Genomic DNA, 23,433 nt, shown 5'->3' on the forward strand with positions numbered 1-23,433 from the left:
AGGAATTACAATGATTAACCAACCATATCAACCAACAACGCAGGCACTGGGCCAACAGGCCAACTCGCAAGTCCAAGGAACATCTTACAAAATCGGTAACGGCATGCCTACGATGTCGCCGACACCAGGTATGGTATCGCCAAGCTCCACAAGTGTACCTCCACTCGTATCCAGTGGCAGTCCAATGACGCCAGCGGGTGGGGTCGTCACAACAACTGCACCGCAGTTTGAACAATCCTACATTGAAAACATTTTGCGTCTGAATCTCGGCAAATTCGGTACGTTCTACATGACATATGAAGGCAACAAAGAGTGGAATGCACGCATTTTCCAAGGAATTATCGAAGCGGCAGGACGTGATCATATCATCATCAGTGATCCAAAGACGGGAAGACGGATTATGCTGTTAATGGTTAACTTTGATTATGCTACGTTTGATGAGCCTTTGTTGTACCAATATCCAGGTGTAATTGGAAACTATCCTCAAGCTCCAAGCAGACGCTAATCCGGTATTAAACGGGGTCGTGCATACACATAAAAAACAATCAGGCTGTCCCACTTGTGGAATTTCATCCACAGGCGGGACAGTTTTTTTAGATATAATTAAGATCAAAGTAACCATTACCTGCAATCATGGCACTTATACATATACGGGCCAAGCACAACGCTCACAGAAAGGAGTTTACATCATGAAAACGTGGATCGAGGGAGCCATCCGGGGTGAAGCTGAGGCGTATGAGCAATTAATGAAACAGTTCCGCGGGATGGCGCTCGCTGTGGCCTATCACAAACTGGAGGATGCTTTCTGGGCTGAAGATGTGGTACAGGAGGCGTTCACCGAAGCTTTTGCCAATTTGTCGAAGCTGGAGAAACCTGAAGCTTTCCCCGGATGGTTCAAAGTGATCGTTGAAAGGCAGTGCTACCGCTGGTTAAGGCGCAGACAGCACGCCACTTACCCAGTACAGGAAATACAGGACACGGCTGAGGCAAGCGATGAGGCACATAACCCGGAACAACTGGTCTTACAAAAGGAAGTGCACCGCATTCTGCGCGATTCCATTACCGGTTTGCCGTCATCCATGAGGCATGTGGTGGACATGTTTTATTTTCAGGGCTATTCACTTAAGGAAATATCCGATTTCCTCAGCGTGTCTATCCCGGCACTGAAGAAAAGGCTGTATGATGCCCGGGCGAAGCTTAGGCAGACAATACCTGTTGCGGACGTTATCTCCGTATTCAGAGAACTGCATGAAGGGGGAAAAGGCATGCTACATATTACGAATGGAGACCATGCAGCTGATCGTTTGCGACAAAGTGGAATTGAAGGAGAGGTACTGGTCTGGCGCGAACTATACACGTTTGGCCCTGTAGCCAGAGATATGGGGAACGAGATGGAGAGAAGCAAGCGTGCAGCCTATCTCGAACATCAATTGGGGATACCGCAGACGGAATACCTGCAAATTGTGGAGCTGGAACGCAAGCTTCATGCATTCCATGAATATAAGGAAATTGTACTATGGTTTGAATATGATCTCTATGATCAGGCGATGTTATCTTACCTGCTCCACTATTTTAAAGGTCAGTCACTGGGGGATACCAAACTGAATCTGTTGTGTATTGATGCTTATCCGGAGATAGAGCACTTTCGGGGACTCGGTCAGCTTACACCTGGACAGATTGGGCGTTTGTCAGGCACCTGGCATATGTTGGGGACGGGGGAAATTCAGGCAGGCAGCAAGTTCTGGGAAGCGTACACCTCTCCCGATATTCGAGATCATATGGATTACTTGAAACAGGATACTTCAATTCACCCGTTTGCCCATGCTGCTTTCGAGGCTCATTTGTCCCGTATGCCATCGCTATCGAATGGTCTGGGTGTCATTGAACAAACGACGTTGGAAGCTGTGAGGCAGGGTGTGGAGAATCCTTATCCATTATTTAAACACGTGGGTGATCGGCTGCATGTCTTGGGCATGGGGGATTTGGAATATTGGGCACATCTGAGAAGAATGACCAAGGAACCACATGCCTTACTACACATCAGTGGAGTGGATACTTTTCCTGATTTTACACAGCATGATGAAAAATTCCGTTACAGCGTGTTATCTCTAACAGAACTCGGCAACCAGGTATTGGCTGGAGAAGTGGATTGGGCAGAATTAACAAGAGAGGAATCCTGGATTGGAGGACTGTGGAACGAAACAGGAAAAAAACCTCTTTGGCGTTGGGACACGTCTACCGGTTTTCCTGTGAAAATGGAATCATAGTTTCTTCCGCAGCAGATACGTACAATAAAGAGTATTCCCGGAGTCTGAACACGAGTGGGAATACTCTTTTATTTAGTTAGCAAAACGTAAACAAAATGGCGTATTCGCTACTTTTGTTAAGTAAATAGCTGATTATCACCATTTCGTTGTCATAGGACACGGATTGACTGTGTAGTCTAGAGTTATATAATAAAAGAAGCATATCCTTTTATTCGACAGAACAAAGATGGAGGTGGAAGCATTGGGAAGTTGAAACTGCATATGAGCGGCAGAATGGCTAATATCCTACATTTTCGAAGGAGGTGGACCTATTTGCCGAAGAATGACGGCGAATAGGATGACAATTTGAGTGACCCCTTACCGAGTATATTAAATTTATTTTTAATTGCTTTGCTTGTATTAATGAATGGTTTTTTTGTCTCGGCAGAATTCGCGATGGTGAAAGTGCGCGGCAGCCGAATTGAAGCTTTGGTGGAAGCAGGCAACAAAAGAGCGATCTATGCTTCCAATATTGTACGTAACCTGGATGCTTACCTGTCTGCGTGCCAATTGGGCATAACGCTGGCTTCGCTAGGACTGGGTTGGCTTGGAGAGCCTGCTATTGCTCACTTGCTTGAGCCCATGTTTACCGCGTTTGGACTCGGTCCGGTATACGTACACGGAATATCAATTGTAATTGCTTTTGTTATTATTACGATTTTGCATATTGTACTCGGGGAACTTGCTCCCAAGACGATGGCAATCCGCAAATCCGAGACGGTGACGTTATGGTCTGCGGCACTGCTTACGTTCTTTTACAAATTAATGTATCCCTTTATCTGGGCTCTAAATGGAATGGCGAACAGCCTGCTGAGATTGTTTCGAATGGCACCTGCTTCGGAACATGACTCGGCGCATAGCGAAGATGAAATACGCATTCTCATGAAAGAAAGCAATAAGAGCGGTTTAATTGACAATACTGAATTGGCGCTTGTTGATAATATATTTGATTTTACGGCAACAACCGCCCGTGAAATTATGATTCCGCGGACGGAAATGATTTGTCTGAACGCCAATCAGTCCATGCTTGAAAACCTGGAAATTGCCAGTGAAAGCATGCGGACCCGCTATCCGGTCTATAACGGTGACAAGGACCACATTATTGGCTTTATTCACATCAAAGATCTGATGCGGTCTCAGCTCACAGACACGATTTCCGTGATTCGTCCGATCCTCGCCGTACCGGATTCGACACCCATCAGTGATCTGCTCAAGCGTATGCAGCGCAGCAAGACACAGATTGCGATTTTGATTGATGAGTACGGAGGAACTTCCGGGATGGTGACGCTGGAGGACATTATGGAAGAGATCGTGGGCGAGATCCAGGATGAATTTGATCAGGAGCGACCTGCCATTGAGAAAGTGGATGAGATGGAATACTCCATTGACGGCATGATGCTGATTGAAGAAGTCAGTGAGCGGTTCGAACTGGACATGGATCGGAGCGACTACGATACGATTGGTGGATGGCTCTACTCCAGAGTAGACGCTATCCCGCCCGAGGTTGGTCAATCCGTGGAATATGGAGGATATGTTTTCGTCATTCAGGAGACGGAGCATAAGCGAATTTCACGGGTAAATGTGATCAAACTGGAGATGTTGGTTGAGGAAGAAGGGGCTTAATCTGATGAATGGTTCTGACTCCGATATGCCTTCATAAGGAGACCGTGCAGTGATGTCACTGCACGGTCTTTTTGTTTGTTCATCGTGGCGTGCATGACAGGAAACAGGTTATAATAAAACAACTTTGCAAGATAGGAGGGAGTACACTTGAGTTATTGCATTGAAGTTGGTTTTACACCCGTGTTTGAGTTTATGGCCAGTTTGCATACATACATATGCCGGAAATCTCATAAAAAGATTGATTTATCGCCAAGCTGGGCTCAGGAAACCGAAGAGAAGCTCTCATCCGAGCTTGTCGATGTCTTGAAGGACATGAAAGTGGATGATGATTGGAAATGGATGTATCTGCTTGTCTGTTTGCGAACTGAGGCAGAGCAGCCAGAATCGTTTATAGATTGGTTCAGACAGCTTGCAGAGGAAGAACTAGAAAACATTTTTGCTCGATACAGCTTCCCCTATCCAGACGACTTGAGTGCGTACAGAAGCAAGATGCTTTATGTATTAACGGAGTGGAACCGGCAATATTTCCGCTTGGTGGATCAGTCGGTTTTGCAGGACCTGCAGCAAGAGGCACAACACCGCAGCAACCAGTTAAACTTCTTTCCTCAGGAGGAGGTGCTGGACGACGCAACCAACGGTTTAATGTTCCGTCCGATCAACGGGCTGGAGAGAGTGCTGCTTGTGCCACAATTTCATTTTCAGCCCCTAAATGTAATTTTATCTTTTGGAGATACAATCGTATGCCATTATGCCTCACGAATTTATACAGGAGATCAGGAATATATCCCTACCCACCATTTGCGGGTTATTCGCAGTCTCGGAGAGAAAAACAGGCTGAAAATCCTGCGCTATCTGACTCAAGGGCCTCGCTCGTTTATTGAAATTGTTCGCCATCTGAAGCTCTCGAAAGGAATCACGCATGATCATCTCTCAAAACTTCGCGGAGCTGGACTGGTGTATGCACACTTCGAAGGTGAAAGTCTGGTGGAATATACACTTCGTCCTCGTGCTTTGGAGCAAATTCTGCCCAACGTACTGAAATACTTGGAACAATAAGCTTTATCAAAATGTGGTTTTTACTAAAAAATTTTATCTCATAGTAGCCGTATGGTTATTGTCACGGAACAGAAATATTTTCAGGTAATCCGTGCAATTCATACGGCTATTTTATCGCTTTAAAGTGGATATTAATGGGTTTAATATAAATATTTTTTTGTGGTTCTCTATTTACAGAACCGAATGGCGTTCTTATAATAGGGCTTATCGAACTTATACCTTACTAATTTCATAGGAATTGTACATATTTTAAATGATTTTAGAAATTAGTAACGGCTGAGCGAGAAATATAAGAGTGATGACAAATCGGGAGGGCATTATGAGATCAAAAGCAATATCATGGGCATCGTTGGTAATCAGCAGCACACTCTTGTTGTCTGCATGCTCCGGTGGTGCGGGTACAGAGACAACATCTTCCGGAAACGGAACGACGAATTCGGGTACGCAGGCGACTCCAGTTGCGGCATCTGCTTTGGATGCTCCATTCCAGGCCACGGACCTGAATCAGCTGCCCGATACGGCGAAAAAGAGGTCCGATACGATTATTGTAGGCCTCACCGATCCAAGCGGCGCATTTACACCTTATTTCCATCAGAGCGGCTATGACGGCAATGTGGCTTCCTTGCTGTTTGCTTCGCTGGTTACGGTGGATGAGAAAGGGCTGCCTGTCCCGGATCTGGCCGAAAGCTGGGATGTATCGGACGATCAGCTTACATACACATTCCACCTGAGACAAGATTCCAAGTTCAGTGATGGTTCACCGCTCACGGCTGACGATGTCGCCTTTACGTGGACGATACTTCATGATAAGTCCTATGACGGCGGATTTGATATTTTCTCATCACAAGTTAAGGGTGGCAAAGCTTATACCGAGGGAAAAGCGGACCATATTGAGGGGATTAAAGTCATTGACCCACTGACCATTTCGGTGACTCTGGAAAAGCCGAACGCAACAGCACTGCTTACGCTTGGTTCGGAAGTACTCTCCAAAGCCTATTACGGCAAAGACTACCAATTCGGGAAGCTGGATTATATTAAAAATCTTCATTCCAATCCGGTAGGCAATGGGCCTTATAAGCTTGAAAAATTCATTCCAGGACAGGAAGTACGGTTCGTTGCCAATGAATATTACTACAAAGGTAAACCGAAAACGGAACATTTCATCTATAAAACTTCGGAAGGCGATACCTGGCAGTTCATCGAAACGGGAGAGATCGACTTTACATCGTTCACGGCTACCCAGGAAAATATCGACAAGCTGAAGAATATCCCTTACCTTAATCTGCTGCCTTACACACCAAGCACTTACGGATATTTGCAGCTTAATCTGGAGCATGAACAATTGCAGGAAAAAGAAGTTCGGCAAGCCATCACCTACGGCCTTGATCGCCAATCCATTTATGTGGATGCCAACCAGGGCGCAGGTGCCGTAGCCAACATTCCCGCTTCACCGATCTCCTGGTCTTATACGGAAGAGGGCATTAATCCATATGCATATGATCCGGACAAAGCAAATCAAATACTGGACGAAGCAGGATGGGCCAAGGGTACCGATGGTATTCGTGAGAAAAACGGGAAGAAACTTTCACTTCATTTCCTTGGAACCAAGAGTCCCGCCACCGATATATTTATCGCTGTAGCCAAGGAGAACTTTGAAGCCATTGGAGTCGAATTCCAGCCTGAAGTCTTTGCTGATTTTAACTCACTCGTATCGAAAGTCGAAAGCGGCGATTACGACGTGGCTTCATTCTCGACTCCGATGCTCACAGACCCTTCAGACGGACTTCAGCAATTTGTGGATGGAGAACTAAAGGGGTATGACAATCCCAAAGTGAAAGAACTGTACAACAAAGGTCTGGCTACGACAGACATCGAGGAACGGAAGGCAGTATATCAAGAGTTATACCAATTGCTGAATGATGAGCTGCCCGTCATTTTCACAAGTTACAAAAAAACGGTCTATGCCTATAACGGTCGTATCGATGGGCTCTCTGTCAGTCCATACCGCGGCATTGCAACCAGCTTGCCAGAATGGTCTCTGAAATAAAATACGAACTACACAAATCGTCCCTTGTGTTTGCGATGCTGCAGATACAGGGGATGCATTGATAAGGAGCCAGATATGAGCACTTACATTGTGAAACGGATGACGTACATGGTCGTTATTTTGCTGGCAGCTTCCGTCTTAATCTTCAGTCTGTACGCCCTCACTCCCGGAGACTATATCTCCAGCAATATCAAGCTGAGTCCCGAACGGAAGGCCGAGCTACGGGAACTGTACGGATTGGACAAGCCCGTGATTGAGCGGTATCTCATCTGGATGAAAAATGCCCTGCACGGGGACTTTGGTTATTCACTAGCACAGCAGAAGCCAGTGCTTGCGTTGTTCAACGAATACATCTGGAATTCATTCCTGCTGGCTGCAGTAACCACGTTCCTCACCTGGTTTATTGCAGTTGTTGTCGGAGTCATTGCCGCTTACAAGCAGTATTCGTGGTTTGATAACTTTGTCATGATTGGCATATTTGCCGCCATGTCAGTGCCTTCATTTTTTATCGGATTATTTCTGATCAAAATGCTGGCTGTTGACCTAAAATGGTTGCCTCCCGGCGGCATGATCACTACGGGCAGCAATGCAACCGGTCTGGCGTATGTCAAAGAGGTGATTCACCACATGACCCTGCCTGTCATCGTCATGACGCTGCTTGGTGTAGGGTCGCTTACACGGTATTTCCGCAGCAACATGATTGATGTGATCAAACAGGACTACATTCGTACGGCACGGGCCAAGGGGTTAAAAGAAAGCAAAGTGCTCTACACCCATGCTCTGCGTAATGCTTTGTTGCCTGCGATAACCCTGGTCGGTTTTGAACTTCCGTCCTTATTCGGGGGTTCACTGATTATTGAGAAGATATTCAGTTGGCCTGGAATCGGTCAATTATACATGCAATCTTTCTCGCTGCGGGATTATCCGCTGCTTATGGGTTTCACGATGTTTATCGCGATTCTGACCGTGATTGGAACGCTTCTGTCCGATGTGCTGTATCACATTGCAGATCCGCGTGTCCGTCTGCAATAGGGAGGCTGTAATTATGACATCTTCAACATCTGTAACCAGCAGTGCTGCAGAAGCTTCCATGCCTGTTCGGGTTGCACCCAGATCTTCGTTGTGGAGGTTGTCGCTAAAACGCCTTCTCAAAAACAAACTTGCCGTTGGTGGGTTTGTAGTCGTTCTGTTCATGTTTATCGCATGTTTTATTGGGCCATTATTTTCACCCTATACGGATAACAAAATTAATATGGCCGCAATGAAACAAGCTCCGAGTATCCACCACTGGCTGGGGACGGACGCACTGGGAAGAGATGTGCTGACCCGGGTATTAATGGCTGGACGAATCTCACTGACGGTTGGTTTGGCTTCGATGGTGCTATCCGTATTTATTGGCTCTCTGCTTGGAGCCATTGCAGGTTACTACCGCGGGATTGTGGATCAAGTCATCATGCGCATCGCCGACTTGCTGCTTACGATTCCCGGGCTTCCGCTTCTGTTCATTTTCGGAGCGTTATTGTCGGATTGGAAAGTTCCACCGGACTCAAGAATGTATATCGTTATGCTGATGCTTAGTTTTGTAAATTGGCCGGGCATGGCCCGAATGGTGCGCGGACAGATGCTGAGTCTGCGGGAGAGGGAATTCATGCAGGCCGCTATCGTGCTTGGATTACGGGACCGCCGCAAATTGTTTCATCATCTGCTGCCCAATATCGTACCTTTGCTGATCGTGATGGCTACCCTGAATATCGGGGGTTCCATTCTTAGCGAGTCGGTACTCAGCTTTTTTGGACTCGGGGTCATGCCGCCTACGCCAACCTGGGGCAACATGATTGATGCCGCCAACAACATGATAGATTTTCAACAACATCCGTGGTTGTGGATTCCGCCGGGGTTGTCCATATTTGTTACCGTAATCGCCATAAACATCTTTGGTGATGGTCTTCGAGATGTTCTAGATCCCAAACAGAAGAGAAGGTGAGTACTCCGCCATGCAAAATATGATTGAAATTGAACAACTCGAAACGCATTTTTACACAGAAGAAGGACATGTCAAAGCCGTGGATGGCGTAAGTCTACAAGTACGTGAAGGAGAGACGGTATGCATTGTTGGCGAATCCGGCTGCGGTAAAAGTGTAACAGCCATGTCCATCATGGGGCTGATCGAAGAACCGGCTGGTAAGGTGGTGGGAGGAGCCATTCGTTTTGCCGGAAAGGACCTGCTGCGTGAGAGCAAGTCCTCCTTGCGTACGATCCGTGGAAATGAAATTTCAATGATATTCCAGGAACCCATGTCTTCGCTGAATCCCGTCTTGAAGATTGGGGAGCAGCTTATGGAGCCGCTAATTGTACACCTGAGAATGACTAAAAAGCAGGCTCGCGCCAGAGCGGTTGAACTGATTGCCGAAGTGGGAATCTCTCGCCCAGAACAGATTGCCAACAGTTATCCTCACGAATTAAGTGGGGGGATGCTGCAGCGGGTCATGATCGCCATTGCCATCTCTTGTCATCCAAAGTTGCTGATCGCAGATGAACCTACCACTGCACTGGATGTAACCATTCAGGCTCAGATCCTCGATATGCTGCATCAGATCAAATCACAGTCGGGTACTTCCATTTTGATGATTACGCATGACTTGGGAGTTGTTGCCGAAATGGCTGATTACGTGGTAGTGATGTATGCGGGCAAAGTAGTGGAAGAAGGGGAGGTTGTGCAATTGTTTGAATCCCCCAAACATCCGTATACCCAGGGACTGCTGCGCTCCAAACCGGTGATCAATCAAAGGCAGGAGGAATTGTACTCCATCCCCGGGCATGTGCCTGATCCGTTATCACTGACAGAATCATGTCACTTCGCTGATCGTTGTGAGCACTGCATGCCTATATGCACTGCACGTATGCCTGCACTCCAGGAACTTGGACAAGGTCAAAAGGCAGCCTGCTGGTTGTATGAGGAGGTTGTTAGCCATGTCTGAGCCTTTACTCGAAATCGAACATCTCAAGACATATTTTCCTGTACGTAAAGGATTACTGAATCGTACTGTGGCACATGTAAAAGCTGTCGATGATATTAGTATCACCATTCATGAAGGTGAGACTTTTGGACTCGTTGGAGAGTCTGGAAGCGGTAAAAGCACGGTTGGGAAATCCATCGTTCGATTAACGGAAAAAACCGATGGGCAGATTCGTTTTCAAGGTGTGGACCTTCACAGCTTGTCTCTGCAAGAGGTACGAAAGATTCGTCCCCAGCTCCAGCTCATTTTTCAAGACCCGTACAGTTCCCTTAATCCACGCATACGTATTGGTGATGCCGTTGGTGAAGCGCTGCTGGATCATGGGCTGGCAACAGAAGGAGAAGTACGAGATCTAGTCAAGGAGGTACTTGCCGCTTGCGGCCTGTCATCATACCATATTGATCGCTTTCCTCATGAATTCTCCGGTGGACAGCGACAGCGAATCGGCATTGCACGCGCGCTGGTCATGAATCCCAAATTGATCATTGCGGATGAACCGGTCTCGGCACTTGATGTATCCATTCAGGCACAGATTATTAATCTGTTCAAACGGCTTCAACAGGAACGCGGACTTGCGTATTTGTTTATCTCTCATGATTTGAGTGTGGTTGAACATCTCTGTGACCGAATTGGGGTCATGTATTTGGGATCGATGGTCGAGACGGGACCGAGGGATGAACTCTTCAGTAACCCATTGCATCCATATACCAAGGCATTGCTGTCTGCAGTACCTGTACCGATTCCGAAGTTGAAGCGCGAACGAATTGTCCTGAAAGGGGATATTCCGAGTCCCGTAAATCCGCCAGCGGGATGCAAATTCCATACGCGTTGTCCATGGGTAGCAGACATTTGCAAACAACAGGTTCCGGAATATCGCAACGTTGGCGGGAATCATTTTGTAGCTTGTCATTTGGCGTGAAAATTATTATTGTCGAGAAGCTCCAACATATAATACATCTCAAGTCGCTATTGCAGCGGCTTTTTTGTTCATACAAGAAATCACAGGGGAGTTGGGGGTGATTGTACCGTCGTACCATTGGCTTATGATGAGTATTGACAAAGGATAACGATATCCTGCATATTTAATTCATAATCTTTATAAAGTGTATTTATTATTGGCGTAAAATGATTACATCCAGAGAGGAGTTATAATGATGGCAACCTGGGGAGGTGAGAAAATGGTCTACATTATTTTAGCCGTAGTCATCTGGGCTGGCGCCTATGCAAGTTTAGCCGCGTCGAAGCAGTCTATGGAAGTAAAACCAATCCGCTCGATCGATGATTTGTTTGATTGAAGAATATAAGGATGGCTATTAGTATCATGAACTTATTCATTTTTCACCTACTTTATAAATAGACATTATAAAGTAGAGATATAAAGTGGAATGTTTATATTTTTTATAAGCCTAAAAACATCAATTAAATGGGAGTTAAAAATATGACTGAAGAAGAACGGATATTAAAGGGTATTTTATTTTGTCCTGGCAATGCGGAGCTGAAGGCCATGAAACTTCGTGCTCACAATCTTAGCCATCAATATAGCCACATGTTCGAGGATCAGACAGAGGAACGTGAAGCGATTCTGACACAGCTACTTGGTCGAAAGGGGGAGCATTGCTTCATTCAAGGACCCGTTTTCTTTCATTATGGGGTTCATACAGAAATCGGAAATCATTTTTTTGCCAACTACAACTTTACTGTTCAGGATGATGCCCGGGTTACCATCGGAGATGATGCCAGTTTTGGGCCAAATGTAACCATTGTTACACCCATCCACCCGCTTATTGCCTCCGAGCGTCGGCAAATGCTCGATCAGAACGGTGTTCTTAAGTCCCTTTGTTATGCCAAGCCTGTTATTATTGGAAACGATGTGTGGCTTTCGGCCAATGTCACTGTATGTGGAGGTGTCACCATCGGAGATCGATGCGTGATTGGTGCTGGAAGTGTGGTGACTCAGGACATCCCGGAAGATTCCTTCGCAGCTGGTGTCCCATGTAGAGTCATTCGAAAGATTACGGAGGCGGACAGTATGCGCTATAAACCGGAAGTTTTGGCGGATTGCAGCCTTGCCGAATAGACACGCTATATAAAGGGAGCAAGCTCTTGTCCTTGGGTGGCTATGAACTTTGCACGTGATCTTCTATAAGTAAATCTCATCATCCTTGACCCCTGATTCATATCCATGTTAAGTTTTTGGTATCTGAAGTCATATGATTTTAAAGGGGGATAGAGTTATGGCTGAATTAGAGGTTGTAGATGTTTATGTGAACCTGTCACTGGATATGAACATTGGCACGGTTCACCAAATCACGAATCGGAATTCGGAGCTTTATCCGTCTATGTATAGATGCACCTGGCGTTAAGTTTCAAATGCTTGGATTTATAGAAGATCGGATAAAATAAGGGAACCATGTCTTGGTCATAACCTCATTCATTTAGCTACTTAACATAAATGAAAAGGATGATCCCTTATGTCAATAATAAACGTTTCAAACCTGACTTTTGCCTATGATGGCAGTTACGATAACATATTTGAAAATGTGAGTTTTCAATTGGACTCCGATTGGAAACTGGGCTTTACCGGAAGAAACGGGAGAGGGAAAACGACGTTCCTTAACCTGCTGCTCGGTAAATATGAATACAGTGGTACGATTTCTTCAAATGTTCATTTTGAGTATTTTCCCTTCCATGTTAAACATAAAGACTCGATGACTCTCGATGTGATTAGTGATGTTCATCCAGATTATCAGCATTGGGAACTCGTGCGAGAGCTTAACCTTTTGCAGGTTTCCGAGGACGTTTTATATCGGCCATTTGATTCCTTATCCAATGGGGAACAAACGAAAGTCATGCTGGCTGCGTTGTTCATGAAGGAAAATCAATTTTTGCTTATTGACGAACCTACCAATCATCTCGATCTGCATGCAAGAAAGCTCGTCAGTGATTATCTGAGCAGGAAAAGTGGTTTTATCCTGGTATCCCACGATCGTTCCTTTCTGGATAACAGTGTAGATCACATTCTTTCGATCAATAAAACAAACATCGAGATTCAAAAAGGGAATTTCTCCGCTTGGTGGGAAAATAAAAAGAGACAAGATGAATATGAACTGGCAAGCAACGAAAAACTGAAAAAAGACATTAAACGTTTATCTGACTCAGCCAAACGGACCGGGGGCTGGTCCCATGAAGTCGAAAAATCCAAAAATGGTACAAGAAACTCCGGCTCTAAGGTGGATAAAGGCTATATTGGGCACAAGGCTGCAAAAATGATGAAACGTTCCAAAAACATTGAGCAGCGGCAGCTGTCTGCCATTCAAGAAAAGTCCAAACTCCTCAAAAATATTGAAAGTGCAGAAAGGCTGCAGATTCATCAATTGGACTTTCACAAAAATGAAATTATTCAACTGGAAAATGTGTCGATTGCATATGGTTCCAATACAGTGTGTAAGGACATAAGTTTTACGGTTGAAAAAGGGGACCGTATTGCTCTTTATGGTAAAAATGGATCTGGTAAATCAAGTATCCTTAAATTGATTTGCGGAGAGGATATTTCATATACAGGTCATCTTCGCAAAGATCCTCAGGTTAGGTTTTCGTATGTGTCACAGGATACATCTGGTCTCGCTGGAAGCTTATCAGAGTACGCGTCTATTGCGGGTATTGACGAGAGCCTCTTTAAATCTATATTACGAAAGTTGGATTTCTCGAGACTGCAATTGGATAAGGATATCTCAACCTATAGTGCTGGCCAGAAAAAGAAAGTACTGATTGCCAAAAGCCTCAGCGAGGAGGCACACTTGCACGTGTGGGATGAACCGCTCAATTTTGTTGATGTCATCTCTCGCATGCAAATTGAAGACCTGCTTCTAGAGCACTCTCCAACGCTTCTTTTTGTGGAACATGACAGTGAATTTTGTGCAAATATCGCAACGAAGATCATTGAGTTATGAACGGGGGAGTGGAAACTCCTTAACTCCTTAATATGCCTATACGAAAGCTGAATTGTTTACGTTTCAATTTGGGTTTTAACCTGCCCACAGATTCAACGCAAGAAAGAAAGACGCTGCCGACATCAAAAGTCGGAGCGTCTTTTTTTTGAAACCTGCAAGCCACTCCATCCGTTTATACCTTACACAAAATCAAATCTGGCATTTGAGGAGGAATGAATATGTGGAAAATGAGGTTGTCGTCCATCCTAAAAGTTACACTTGCTGCTGCATTATCGATCCCTGCAATCCTATCCATCCCAGCCGGAAGTATCGTCGTGGCTAGTCCAAATCTGGCGTCTAGAGCACTTACTGCACCACCACCGCCACTGGAACCAAGTTTTCACTCCCTGGCAGCTCTAAAATATATCTATCAGGCCGATGGTAACGTTGCACCCGGAGGCGGCCTGACAGCAAACGTAACTACAACGACATCAACCTTCAAGGAAATGAAATCCCTTCAAGTCGAGTATCGACTGGAACGTTGGACCGGCTCGGAATGGGTGACCTATCGGACCAGTTCCAAAAAGAAGACACAAACGCAATCCCTTTATGCTCAGTCCAGTTGGACAGTCATCACAGGTTATTACTATCGGGTTGTCAGTAAACATACAGCTGATGACGGAACCAAACCCGAGACTACAACAGATATTTCAAGTAACGTATTATTTTGATTGATTATTGGGTACTGCCAGGAAATTTCTGTTCCTGCAGATCATTGGCTATTGCAATCATTTCATCTTGTGTAACGGTCCCAAATAAACTCATGTTTACCGAACCCATCATCCATTGAAATGTGTTATAGGGTGGGCCGATGTATACAAAAGCATCGCTACCGTCAGCTAATTTTACAACATTGGTTTCACGGAGCATTGGACCTTCAATGACCTGTCCAGGCATGACATTGACATAGTCAAATTGGATAATCTCTTCTTCACCATTCTTGCCTTCACCCATATAGCGGACCCTCATCCGATCGGTTTTATAATAATCGTCAGAATTAACCGGGATATCAGGATTCAGAATCAGCTCATATTTAACCTTTTTAAAACGCTCGGGTATAGCTCTTGACAACAAAAAGTCACCCTTGAATCCCGAGCGAGCTATTTCTTCCGTTACGACTACCTCTTCAAGGACGATGGATTTGTCCTCAAATTGTTGCACAAATTCCTCAGCCTCATCGCCAGTAAAAATTTGGGGAGCCTCATTAATTCCACGTTCAGGTGGAGGCGCTGTTTTGGCGGTTGAAGGATCCGCTCCGAGCTGAGTGGTACGATCCTCAATCACGATTGATTTTACACCGTTGCCCCAATCCTTGATCGACTGGACAAAAGGTGAAACGGCTTGTGTCCCGGATGGCAAACTGAAGATGACACCACCGATCGTTAACGATGCAGCCACCACAATAGATAAGCGCAAAGTGCGCATTCTTTTTTTTCTTACGCCAATTCGCGTAATTTCCCTTTGAACTTGCAGCCAGGATTGACGCATAGGTTCCGTATTGGAGGTAGGGGGAGCAGAGACAGCCTGATGGAAGGCTTCATCAAACGCCAGATCAAACGCGGCATCGAAATATTCTTCCTCCAGCTCTGAATTTAAATGTTCAACATGCCTATCTGACTTGCCTTTGCTCAATGGTCCCACCCCATTCCTTATGTAATTGCTTCTTGATACTGCCTCGGGCCCTGAACAAACGTTGTTTCACGATTTCTTCCGAAGTGTCCAGCAGCTCAGCCATTTCCCGATAGGACAATCCTTCTTTCCAGCGCAGCTCTACCAGCACTCGATATTCGGGTTTCAGTTGTTCCAGATAGAACTCAATGGATTCCTGCATCATTTGCGTCTCCACAGTGCTCTCTACGGATGCTGCTGTCTGATTGATTGTCTCCATATCTATAAAAACACTATCCGTATCCAGTTGGTTACGGTTATTTTTATTTTTTCTCAGATAATTAATAGCCGTGTTTCGGGTGACGACCTTGAGCCAGGCTTTCAGTTTGACTTCGTTCTCGAAAATAGGTTTGTTTTTAATAATCTTGATAAATGCTTCCTGGATAATATCTTCTGCTGCAGTACGTTCCTTGATGATATAAACGATGAGACCATGAACCATATTATAGTATTCGTAATACACTTCTTCCTGAAGTGTGGGGCTCAAATTATGGAAATCTGAGGCCAAGAGTAACTGGAGCCGATTGGCCATGATGTTCTCCTTTCTGGTGAACAATCCACAAACATTGGTATCATTACATTTTACAACATTATATGGAAATGACACAATGGGAGGTTGCTCCGACAATAGGAGAAAGCGTGAACTCACATACCACAAGGAGACTGCCTCACCAACCATGAATTGTGGTCAGCGAGGCAGCCTAATCAACATCAATATGAGATTATTAGGGAATGGAAAATGCTTAGAATGCCCAATCCCCATTCAGGAAGACTGCTTCCCGTTCTCCGCTTGCCGTAATGCCATAGATATTGGTTTCCGGGGAACCCATCATGAAGTCTACATGCGTAATGCTGGAGTTCATGCCACGGGCAGCAAGTTCATCGGGAGACATGGCTTTGCCGCCTTCCATATTAAAAGCATAGGAACTGCCGATGGCCAGATGACATGAAGCATTCTCATCAAATAACGTGGTGTAATATAGAATGCGGCTCTCGGAGATCGGTGAATGGAAGGGCACCAATGCCACCTCGCCAAGATAATGAGAGCCCTCATCCATGTTAATGAGTCGTTCCAGTGTATCCTGACCCTCTTCTGCATGAAAATCGACAATACGGCCATTCTCGAATGTAAGCGAGAAGCGATCGATAATGCTGCCGCCATAACTAAGTGGTTTGGTGCTTGAAACCTTGCCATTGACGCCATGCTTGCTGGGAGCCGTGAACACTTCCTCCGTCGGAATATTGGCAACGAAACGGGTTCCCTGTTCATTAACACTACCCGCTTGCGCCCATATGTGCCCTTCAGGGAGTTCAACCGTCAGATCGGTTCCAGGTGAGACAAAATGTAATGCTTTATACTTTTTGGTGTTTAGGAGAACCGCTTTATGTTCCAACCGGTCTATATGCTGTTCCCAGGCTTGAACAGGGTCATCCAGATCGGCTCTGACAGCGGCGAAAATGGCCTCCCACAGCTGCTTCATCTGTTCCGAGGCAGGCAGGTTAGGGAATACCTTTGCTGCCCAATCCGGTGAAGGACAGGCTACTCCGGTCCAGCTCATTTTGTCGGCCTGCTGATACTGCCGATATTTGGCCATCGCCTGCCCGTATGTACGCTGATGGGTAGAGATTCGTTCTGGATCAATCCCTTTGAGCAGATCCGGACTCGAAGAGAGGACGGTCAAAAAGGCAGCGTTGTTCGCTGCTAGCTCTTCAAGCTCAGCCGCATGCCACTTTGGCGGCTCCTGAAATGACTCTTGCGGAGCCATCTCGAACCGCAGCCGATTTACGGTCTCATCTCCATATTTTACGATGACTTGTTTGGCACCGACTTCGTAGGCTTTACGAACAAGAAGACGCACAAACTCAGCTGTATCAATCATCGCGCTGATCACCAGGATTTGCCCGGGTTGAACGTTGGCACCCACTTTGACAGCCAGCTCTGCGTAACGATCCAGTTTTTGTTCAAAACTTAACATTGTAGTGACCTCCATGTTCTGTGAATTTACCCGCTGACGCAGGAAAAGAGAGGAGTGATCTCCTCTCTCCATGAACCGTTATTATTAAAATGCCCAGTTCCCTTGCAGGAAGATGGGTTCTTCTTTCCCTTCGGAAGTAACACCGTGAATGTTCATTTCTGCCGATCCTACCATGAAATCCACATGGGTAAGGCTTGAGTTCAATCCACCATCGATTAACTCCTGCTTCGACATGGCTTTGCCGCCTTCCAGACAGAACGCATAGGCGTTACCAATCGCCAAGTGGTTAGATGCATTTTCATCAAACAGGGTGTTATAGAACAAAATGTTCGTATCGGAAATCGGTGATTGATGGGGAACGAGGGCTACCTCACCCAGATAATGTGCACCTTCATCCATTTCGATCAGGTTTTTGAGTGCATCATGTCCCTGTTCAGCCGTAAAGTCAACAATTCGGCCATTCTCGAATGTAAGAGAGAAACCGTCGATAAGGTTGCCGCCATAGCTCAGTGGTTTGGTGCTCCGTACGGTACCGTTAACTCCTGTTTTCAGTGGTGCAGTAAACACTTCCTCCGTCGGCATATTAGCAACGAAGACATGACCTTGCTCATTAATGCTGCCACCGGATACCCAGATATGTCCTTCAGGAAGCTCAATGGTTAAATCTGTGCCAGGGGCAGTATAATGCAATTTTTTGTATTTTTTCTTGTTGAGCAGATCGGCACGAGAATCAAGGTTTTGTAAATGTGTTTTCCATTCGGAAACAGCATCCTGTTCTCCAATGCGAACCGTTTTGAAAATCACATCCCACAGCTTATCGATTTGCTGCTCTGCAGGAAGATCCGGGAATACTTTTGCAGCCCATTCCGGGGAAGGAACGGCAACGATGGACCAACTGAATTTATCAGCCATCTGATATGCACGATATTTCTCCAGTGCTTTTCCGCGCACTTTTTGACTTGTCACAATACGATCCTGAGCTACACCATTCAAGAGATCGGGATTTTCCGCGATGACATGCAGAATGGCTGCACCTTCTTCAACAAGTTCAGTCATTTCGCCTGCAAACCATTTCGGTTCAATGGAGAAGGCTTCATCCGGTGCAAGATCATAGTGGAGACGTGTTACGGTTTCATCACTCCAGTTTACTTTGACCAGCTTGGCACCTGTTTCATAAGCTGCCTTCACAATCAGACGCACAAAGTGTGCTGCAGTGATTGGTGCATTGACAACGAGTGTTTGTCCAGGATGAACGTTTACTCCCACTTTGACGGCCAGTTCTGCGTATTGCTGTAGATTAAGCTCGAAATTATTCATGCTATATTCTCCTCCTGTTATATAACGTATTGTAGCTCTCTCGCTGGAACATTAAGCCCCTCATTTCGTGTATGTAAGGGTACATTGAGGTTCCTTCATTGAATAAGGTATACGTTGCTACGATATATATTGTACAATTAACCAATAATAATTACCAAACTAGGTTTACCATATATGATGTAGACCTGTTAGAGATGAGAGATTAAAGGAGTGTATGATGGTGAATATCGAAATTATTCGTGCCGAGATGCGTCGGGAAGACGAGAAATCCTATATTGGAACAACCGTTTTTCGTGCAGAAGGGGAAAAGTCCATTTACGAGGTGACGTTTATGAGCAAGAACGGGAAGGACTGGGATTACAGTCTTCATTTCACGGAGCAATCCGGCGATGAAGAAGAACTCCTGCGTATGGACGAGCTGCTGGAAAACGATGATGATCTGTACGACAAGCTGCTTGACGCGGCTCTGGATGCCTATCCGGCATAATCAGAACAGAGGAAGATGTTCTATTATGTGAATTAACGGACTATACTAGACGGTGTGTGCTCAAACAGGGTATGCATCGTCTATTTTTATGAGAAAAGGGAATAGATATGCCAAAAAGGGGCAGTCTATGGATGGCAAACAGAGGGACAATCGCCTGAATGGGAGGTAACCGTGGATGACATCTGAGAATCTGATCACAGCAGGAATGACAGGACTTGAAGAAGTCGCGCACGATATCCTCAGTCTGCGTACATTATTTGTTAATGTTGTGTTCATCGGTGAACAGGGAAGCAGGAATTGGGTACTCGTGGATACCGGAATGGCGAGATTCACGGATCATATTGTGCGCATTGCAGCAGAACGGTTTCAGGGACCGCCGTCCGCCATTATATTGACACACGGCCACTTTGACCATGTGGGTACTGTAATTGAGCTTGAGCAGTTCTGGGGAGTACCCGTCTTCGCTCATCCGCTAGAATTACCTTATTTAACAGGGTTAAAAGATTATCCTCCAGCGGACCCTTCCGTAGGTGGTGGCTTGATGGCTAGATTGTCATTCGCATATCCCAATGAAGCAATCAACCTGGATGATCGAATATTCAGCCTGCCGGAAGATCACACAATACCTGGAATGCCCGGTTGGCAGTGGGTGCATACGCCAGGCCACACGCCTGGACATGTGTCGCTTTTCCGCGAGGAAGACCGCATCCTTATTGCAGGAGACGCCATTATCTCGGTGAAGCAGGAGTCACTATGGAGTGTGCTGCTGCAGGACCAACAGATGCATGGTCCACCAGCATACTTTACAACAGATTGGGATGAAGCCCACCGATCGGTTCATACGATCCGCCGATTGGAACCCAGAGTGGCGGTTACCGGCCATGGCCATTCACTGACTGGAGATTTCTTGCGCGATTCGCTCGAGCAGCTTGATCTGGACTTTGAGCAGAATGCTGTGCCGGATCACGGCAAATATGTTGATTAATCGGGTAAGGATTGCCATTAGGACAGCCGCGGAGCAGCGCAGCTGTCTTTTTTGTCGTCTGATGATGAAAATGTTCTATATCATAGATTGGTATTTTGTGCCCAGTCGTGATATATTCGAGCCGTATAATATAACCTTAGAATGCAGGAGGTACATATAACAATGACACAGCAGAATACAGCGTATGAAGAGCAATTTGGCGGAATTCCAGCGGTCTGGCTTCGTTTTAATCAATTTGAGGCGGCTGTAATTCCAAGCGTGGGTGCCAACCTGGTTGCGTTTCGTGATACAGAGCGTGGTCATCGCTATCTACGTGAGCCGGATCTAAATAATATGGATGCATTCAAAGCTGCGCCAGCGGTATACGGTATTCCAATTTTGTCTCCACCGAACCGTTATGAAGATGGCCGCTTCCCATGGAATGGCGAAGTCTATCAATTGCCAGTGAACGAGCCGGCTACGGGCAATCATCTGCACGGCTTTTTGCATGAGGCGGAATGGAAGGTTGAAGGGTACGGAACCAATGAATTGGAGAGTTATATTCTGCTCAGCCAGGAAGTTAAAGAGGGGCATCTTTTCCACAAATATCTGCCGTTCACGTTTACGGTAACCCTTCGATATTCCCTTGGCAGCACCGGGCTTCAACAGCAGCTGAATGTTCGCAATAACGGCAAAGAACGCATGCCGAATTTGTTTGCTTTCCATACTGCCATTAATGTCGCGTTTGTACCGGACAGCCAAGTGTCGGACTACACCACAAAAATCACCATTGGTCAGCGTCGCGAACTGAATGAGCGTTCTTTGCCTACCGGCCAATTTCAACCGCTTTCACCGAATGAGGAAAAGTTAAAGGCTGAGGGTGTCAGCCCGTTCTTTGAGGCCATGGACAATCACTATACAGCCGAACCACAGAATGGTCGAAACTACATGGAGCTTACAAATCAGCGTACAGGGGACAAGTTCGTTTATGATGTAGGCGCTTCATATAAACACTGGATGATCTGGAACAACAATACGGAAGGCGGATTTTTCTGTCCTGAACCCCAGATGAACTTGGTCAATGCCCCGAATGTACAAGGTATACCAGCCGAGGAGATGGGATTGATCGCGCTTGAGCCTGGTGAAATATTTGAACAAACCAGCCGCCTTTATCCGATTTACTCGTAAAATAATATGATTTTCGCATTTTGAGTTGCGCTTACAATTTTGTCGAAAAGGTGAAAATCTGAAGGGCAATCATGTATAATATGACAAAGAGATACACGCTTACGAGAGACCCAGACCAACTATTTGGAGGAGGAAAATCAAGTGGAATACCGCATTGAGAGAGATACACTCGGAGAAATGAAAGTACCAGCCGACAGATTATGGGGCGCTCAGACACAGCGCAGCAAGGAAAACTTCCCGATTGGGCGCGAACATATGCCGATGGAAGTCATTCGTGCGCTTGCCATTTTGAAAAAGAGTGCTGCAGCGAGCAACCATAAGCTCGGCAAGCTGTCTGCTGCCAAGTCGGATGCCATTGCGTATGCAGCGGACGAGATTATTGCTGGCCGAATTGACGATCATTTCCCTCTAGTAGTATGGCAGACCGGAAGTGGTACGCAATCCAACATGAATGTGAATGAAGTCATCGCCAATCTGGGCAACCAGCTGCTCGAACAGAAGGGCAAGGAAGAACGATTGCACCCGAATGATGATGTGAACATGTCCCAGAGCTCTAACGATACGTTCCCGACTGCTCTGCATGTTGCCGGTGTGCTTGCAGTTGAAGATCAGCTTCTGCCAGCGATTGCTGTACTGAAATCGACCTTTGCAGACAAAGTCGAAGCGTTTAAGGATATTATCAAAATTGGACGTACCCACCTGCAGGACGCTACACCCATTACCCTTGGTCAGGAAATCAGTGGCTGGGAAGCCATGCTGGACAAGAGTGAGCGCATGATTCGCGACAGTGTTCATTATATGAAGGAACTTGCGATTGGAGGTACAGCTGTAGGAACGGGAATTAACGCCCATCCTGATTTTGGTGATTATACTGCCAAGGAAATTGGCAAACATACAGGCAAGGATTTTGTATCAGCACCCAACAAATTTCACGCACTGACAAGTCATGACGAAGTGGTTTACGCCCATGGTGCAGTTAAAGCGCTTGCAGCTGACCTGATGAAGATTGCTAATGATGTTCGCTGGCTTGCAAGTGGTCCACGCAGTGGTCTCGGGGAGATCCGTATTCCGGAGAACGAACCGGGCAGTTCCATCATGCCAGGAAAAGTGAATCCGACCCAGAGCGAGGCACTGACCATGGTCGTGACGCAAGTGATGGGGAACGATGCTGCGATCGGATTTGCGGCAAGCCAGGGTAACTTTGAGCTGAATGTATTCAAACCGGTCATCATTTATAATTTCCTGCAATCCGTACAACTGCTAGCGGACTCCATCATTGCCTTTAATGATAAGTGTGCTGTCGGCATCGAGCCTAATTTGGGTCAAATTGAACATAACCTTAACAACTCGCTGATGCTGGTCACTGCCCTTAATCCGCACATTGGTTACGAGAATGCAGCCAAGATTGCGAAGCTGGCTCATAAGGAAGGATTATCACTGAAAGAGGCTGCTCTGCAAACAGGCTTGCTGACTGAAGAACAGTTCGATCAGTATGTTGATCCGGCTAAGATGATTGCACCGAAAGCATAATTTAAACATCTTAGGAAAATAGATATGAGAGCAAGATGAAAGAAAAAAGCGACCTGCTTAAGCAGGTCGCTTTTTTTATTGGGGGAGTTTAAATAGAAACAATTTTCCCTTAAAGCCACATCTGATCTCACCTCTAAGCCCCATAACATTCAGACTACGGAAATTTAGATCAAAATGCGTTTAACCCTCTAATTCATATACTCGGAATATACGGATTCAGAATAGGTAATATGCGGATATAATGCTTGTCAGACTTCACGTATCC

22 protein-coding genes are annotated in these 23,433 nt (G+C 45.9%); 18 read left to right on the forward strand and 4 right to left on the reverse strand.

Annotated features, from left to right (window positions below):
* Positions 1-10 precede the first annotated feature (10 nt).
* The 14 genes from gerQ (at position 11) to HP552_RS27010 (ending at position 14,709) form a co-directional block, all read left to right on the forward strand.
* A complete protein-coding gene (gene gerQ / locus HP552_RS26950) occupies positions 11-505 on the forward strand; it encodes a spore coat protein GerQ (protein WP_175398465.1) in 495 nt (164 codons plus the stop codon).
* A 184-nt stretch (positions 506-689) separates the two neighbouring features.
* Positions 690-2,267 (forward strand): sigma-70 family RNA polymerase sigma factor, encoded by a 1,578-nt coding sequence (locus HP552_RS26955; protein ID WP_175398466.1) that lies wholly within the window; start codon positions 690-692, stop codon positions 2,265-2,267.
* A gap of 345 nt (positions 2,268-2,612) precedes the next feature.
* Positions 2,613-3,929, forward strand: coding sequence for a hemolysin family protein (locus tag HP552_RS26960; protein WP_175398467.1), 1,317 nt, complete (start codon positions 2,613-2,615; stop codon positions 3,927-3,929).
* A 147-nt stretch (positions 3,930-4,076) separates the two neighbouring features.
* Positions 4,077-4,985 (forward strand): ArsR/SmtB family transcription factor, encoded by a 909-nt coding sequence (locus HP552_RS26965; RefSeq protein ID WP_246311084.1) that lies wholly within the window; start codon positions 4,077-4,079, stop codon positions 4,983-4,985.
* Positions 4,986-5,304: 319 nt separating this feature from the next.
* Positions 5,305-7,032 (forward strand): ABC transporter substrate-binding protein, encoded by a 1,728-nt coding sequence (locus HP552_RS26970; protein ID WP_175398468.1) that lies wholly within the window; start codon positions 5,305-5,307, stop codon positions 7,030-7,032.
* A 75-nt stretch (positions 7,033-7,107) separates the two neighbouring features.
* Positions 7,108-8,064, forward strand: a complete 957-nt coding sequence (locus HP552_RS26975) for an ABC transporter permease (RefSeq protein ID WP_175398469.1) — start codon at positions 7,108-7,110, stop codon at positions 8,062-8,064.
* Positions 8,065-8,122: 58 nt separating this feature from the next.
* The gene (gene opp4C / locus HP552_RS26980) at positions 8,123-9,016 is read left to right on the forward strand and encodes an oligopeptide ABC transporter permease (RefSeq protein WP_175399125.1); all 894 of its coding nucleotides are present in this window, start codon (positions 8,123-8,125) and stop codon (positions 9,014-9,016) included.
* 10 nt (positions 9,017-9,026) lie between these two features.
* On the forward strand, positions 9,027-10,010 hold the full coding sequence (locus HP552_RS26985; RefSeq protein WP_175398470.1) for an ABC transporter ATP-binding protein: 984 nt from the start codon (positions 9,027-9,029) through the stop codon (positions 10,008-10,010).
* On the forward strand, positions 10,003-10,968 hold the full coding sequence (locus HP552_RS26990; protein WP_175398471.1) for an ABC transporter ATP-binding protein: 966 nt from the start codon (positions 10,003-10,005) through the stop codon (positions 10,966-10,968). Before HP552_RS26985 ends, HP552_RS26990 begins: the two co-directional genes overlap by 8 nt.
* A 232-nt stretch (positions 10,969-11,200) precedes the next feature.
* Positions 11,201-11,344 carry a hypothetical protein gene (locus tag HP552_RS26995; RefSeq protein ID WP_175398472.1) on the forward strand — a complete coding sequence of 48 codons (144 nt, stop codon included), beginning with the start codon at positions 11,201-11,203 and terminating at the stop codon, positions 11,342-11,344.
* 143 nt (positions 11,345-11,487) lie between these two features.
* A complete protein-coding gene (locus tag HP552_RS27000) occupies positions 11,488-12,126 on the forward strand; it encodes a sugar O-acetyltransferase (RefSeq protein WP_175398473.1) in 639 nt (212 codons plus the stop codon).
* Positions 12,127-12,283: 157 nt separating this feature from the next.
* Positions 12,284-12,412: a hypothetical protein gene (locus tag HP552_RS35490; RefSeq protein WP_281366171.1), complete on the forward strand. Its 129-nt coding sequence runs from the start codon at positions 12,284-12,286 to the stop codon at positions 12,410-12,412.
* A gap of 108 nt (positions 12,413-12,520) precedes the next feature.
* Positions 12,521-13,999 carry an Lsa family ABC-F type ribosomal protection protein gene (locus HP552_RS27005; protein ID WP_175398474.1) on the forward strand — a complete coding sequence of 493 codons (1,479 nt, stop codon included), beginning with the start codon at positions 12,521-12,523 and terminating at the stop codon, positions 13,997-13,999.
* Positions 14,000-14,217: 218 nt separating this feature from the next.
* Entirely contained in the window at positions 14,218-14,709 is a 492-nt protein-coding gene (locus HP552_RS27010) for a hypothetical protein (protein ID WP_175398475.1), read from the forward strand.
* A 4-nt stretch (positions 14,710-14,713) separates the two neighbouring features.
* On the opposite strand, the gene HP552_RS27015 is transcribed toward HP552_RS27010, so the two are convergent.
* The 4 genes from HP552_RS27015 to HP552_RS27030 all read right to left on the reverse strand — a co-directional run bounded on the left by HP552_RS27015 (position 14,714) and on the right by HP552_RS27030 (position 18,999).
* The gene (locus HP552_RS27015) at positions 14,714-15,670 is read right to left on the reverse strand and encodes a hypothetical protein (protein ID WP_175398476.1); all 957 of its coding nucleotides are present in this window, start codon (positions 15,668-15,670) and stop codon (positions 14,714-14,716) included.
* Positions 15,648-16,238, reverse strand: a complete 591-nt coding sequence (locus HP552_RS27020; RefSeq protein ID WP_175398477.1) for an RNA polymerase sigma factor — start codon at positions 16,236-16,238, stop codon at positions 15,648-15,650. Before HP552_RS27020 ends, HP552_RS27015 begins: the two co-directional genes overlap by 23 nt.
* Before the next feature lie 211 nt (positions 16,239-16,449).
* Complete coding sequence (locus HP552_RS27025; protein WP_175398478.1) at positions 16,450-17,682, reverse strand: aminopeptidase; 1,233 nt, start codon at positions 17,680-17,682, stop codon at positions 16,450-16,452.
* Between the two features lie 84 nt (positions 17,683-17,766).
* On the reverse strand, positions 17,767-18,999 hold the full coding sequence (locus tag HP552_RS27030) for an aminopeptidase (RefSeq protein ID WP_175398479.1): 1,233 nt from the start codon (positions 18,997-18,999) through the stop codon (positions 17,767-17,769).
* 217 nt (positions 19,000-19,216) lie between these two features.
* Between HP552_RS27030 and HP552_RS27035 the strand changes: the two genes are divergently transcribed.
* The 4 genes from HP552_RS27035 (at position 19,217) to fumC (ending at position 23,168) form a co-directional block, all read left to right on the forward strand.
* Complete coding sequence (locus HP552_RS27035) at positions 19,217-19,486, forward strand: hypothetical protein (protein ID WP_175399126.1); 270 nt, start codon at positions 19,217-19,219, stop codon at positions 19,484-19,486.
* A gap of 175 nt (positions 19,487-19,661) precedes the next feature.
* A complete protein-coding gene (locus HP552_RS27040) occupies positions 19,662-20,471 on the forward strand; it encodes an MBL fold metallo-hydrolase (protein WP_175398480.1) in 810 nt (269 codons plus the stop codon).
* Positions 20,472-20,633: 162 nt separating this feature from the next.
* Positions 20,634-21,638, forward strand: a complete 1,005-nt coding sequence (locus HP552_RS27045) for an aldose 1-epimerase (protein ID WP_175398481.1) — start codon at positions 20,634-20,636, stop codon at positions 21,636-21,638.
* A 141-nt stretch (positions 21,639-21,779) separates the two neighbouring features.
* A complete protein-coding gene (gene fumC, locus HP552_RS27050; protein ID WP_175398482.1) occupies positions 21,780-23,168 on the forward strand; it encodes a class II fumarate hydratase in 1,389 nt (462 codons plus the stop codon).
* Positions 23,169-23,433: the final 265 nt, after the last annotated feature.

The sequence above is a fragment of the Paenibacillus xylanilyticus genome (assembly GCF_013359935.1).
GTDB lineage: Bacteria > Bacillota > Bacilli > Paenibacillales > Paenibacillaceae > Paenibacillus > Paenibacillus xylanilyticus.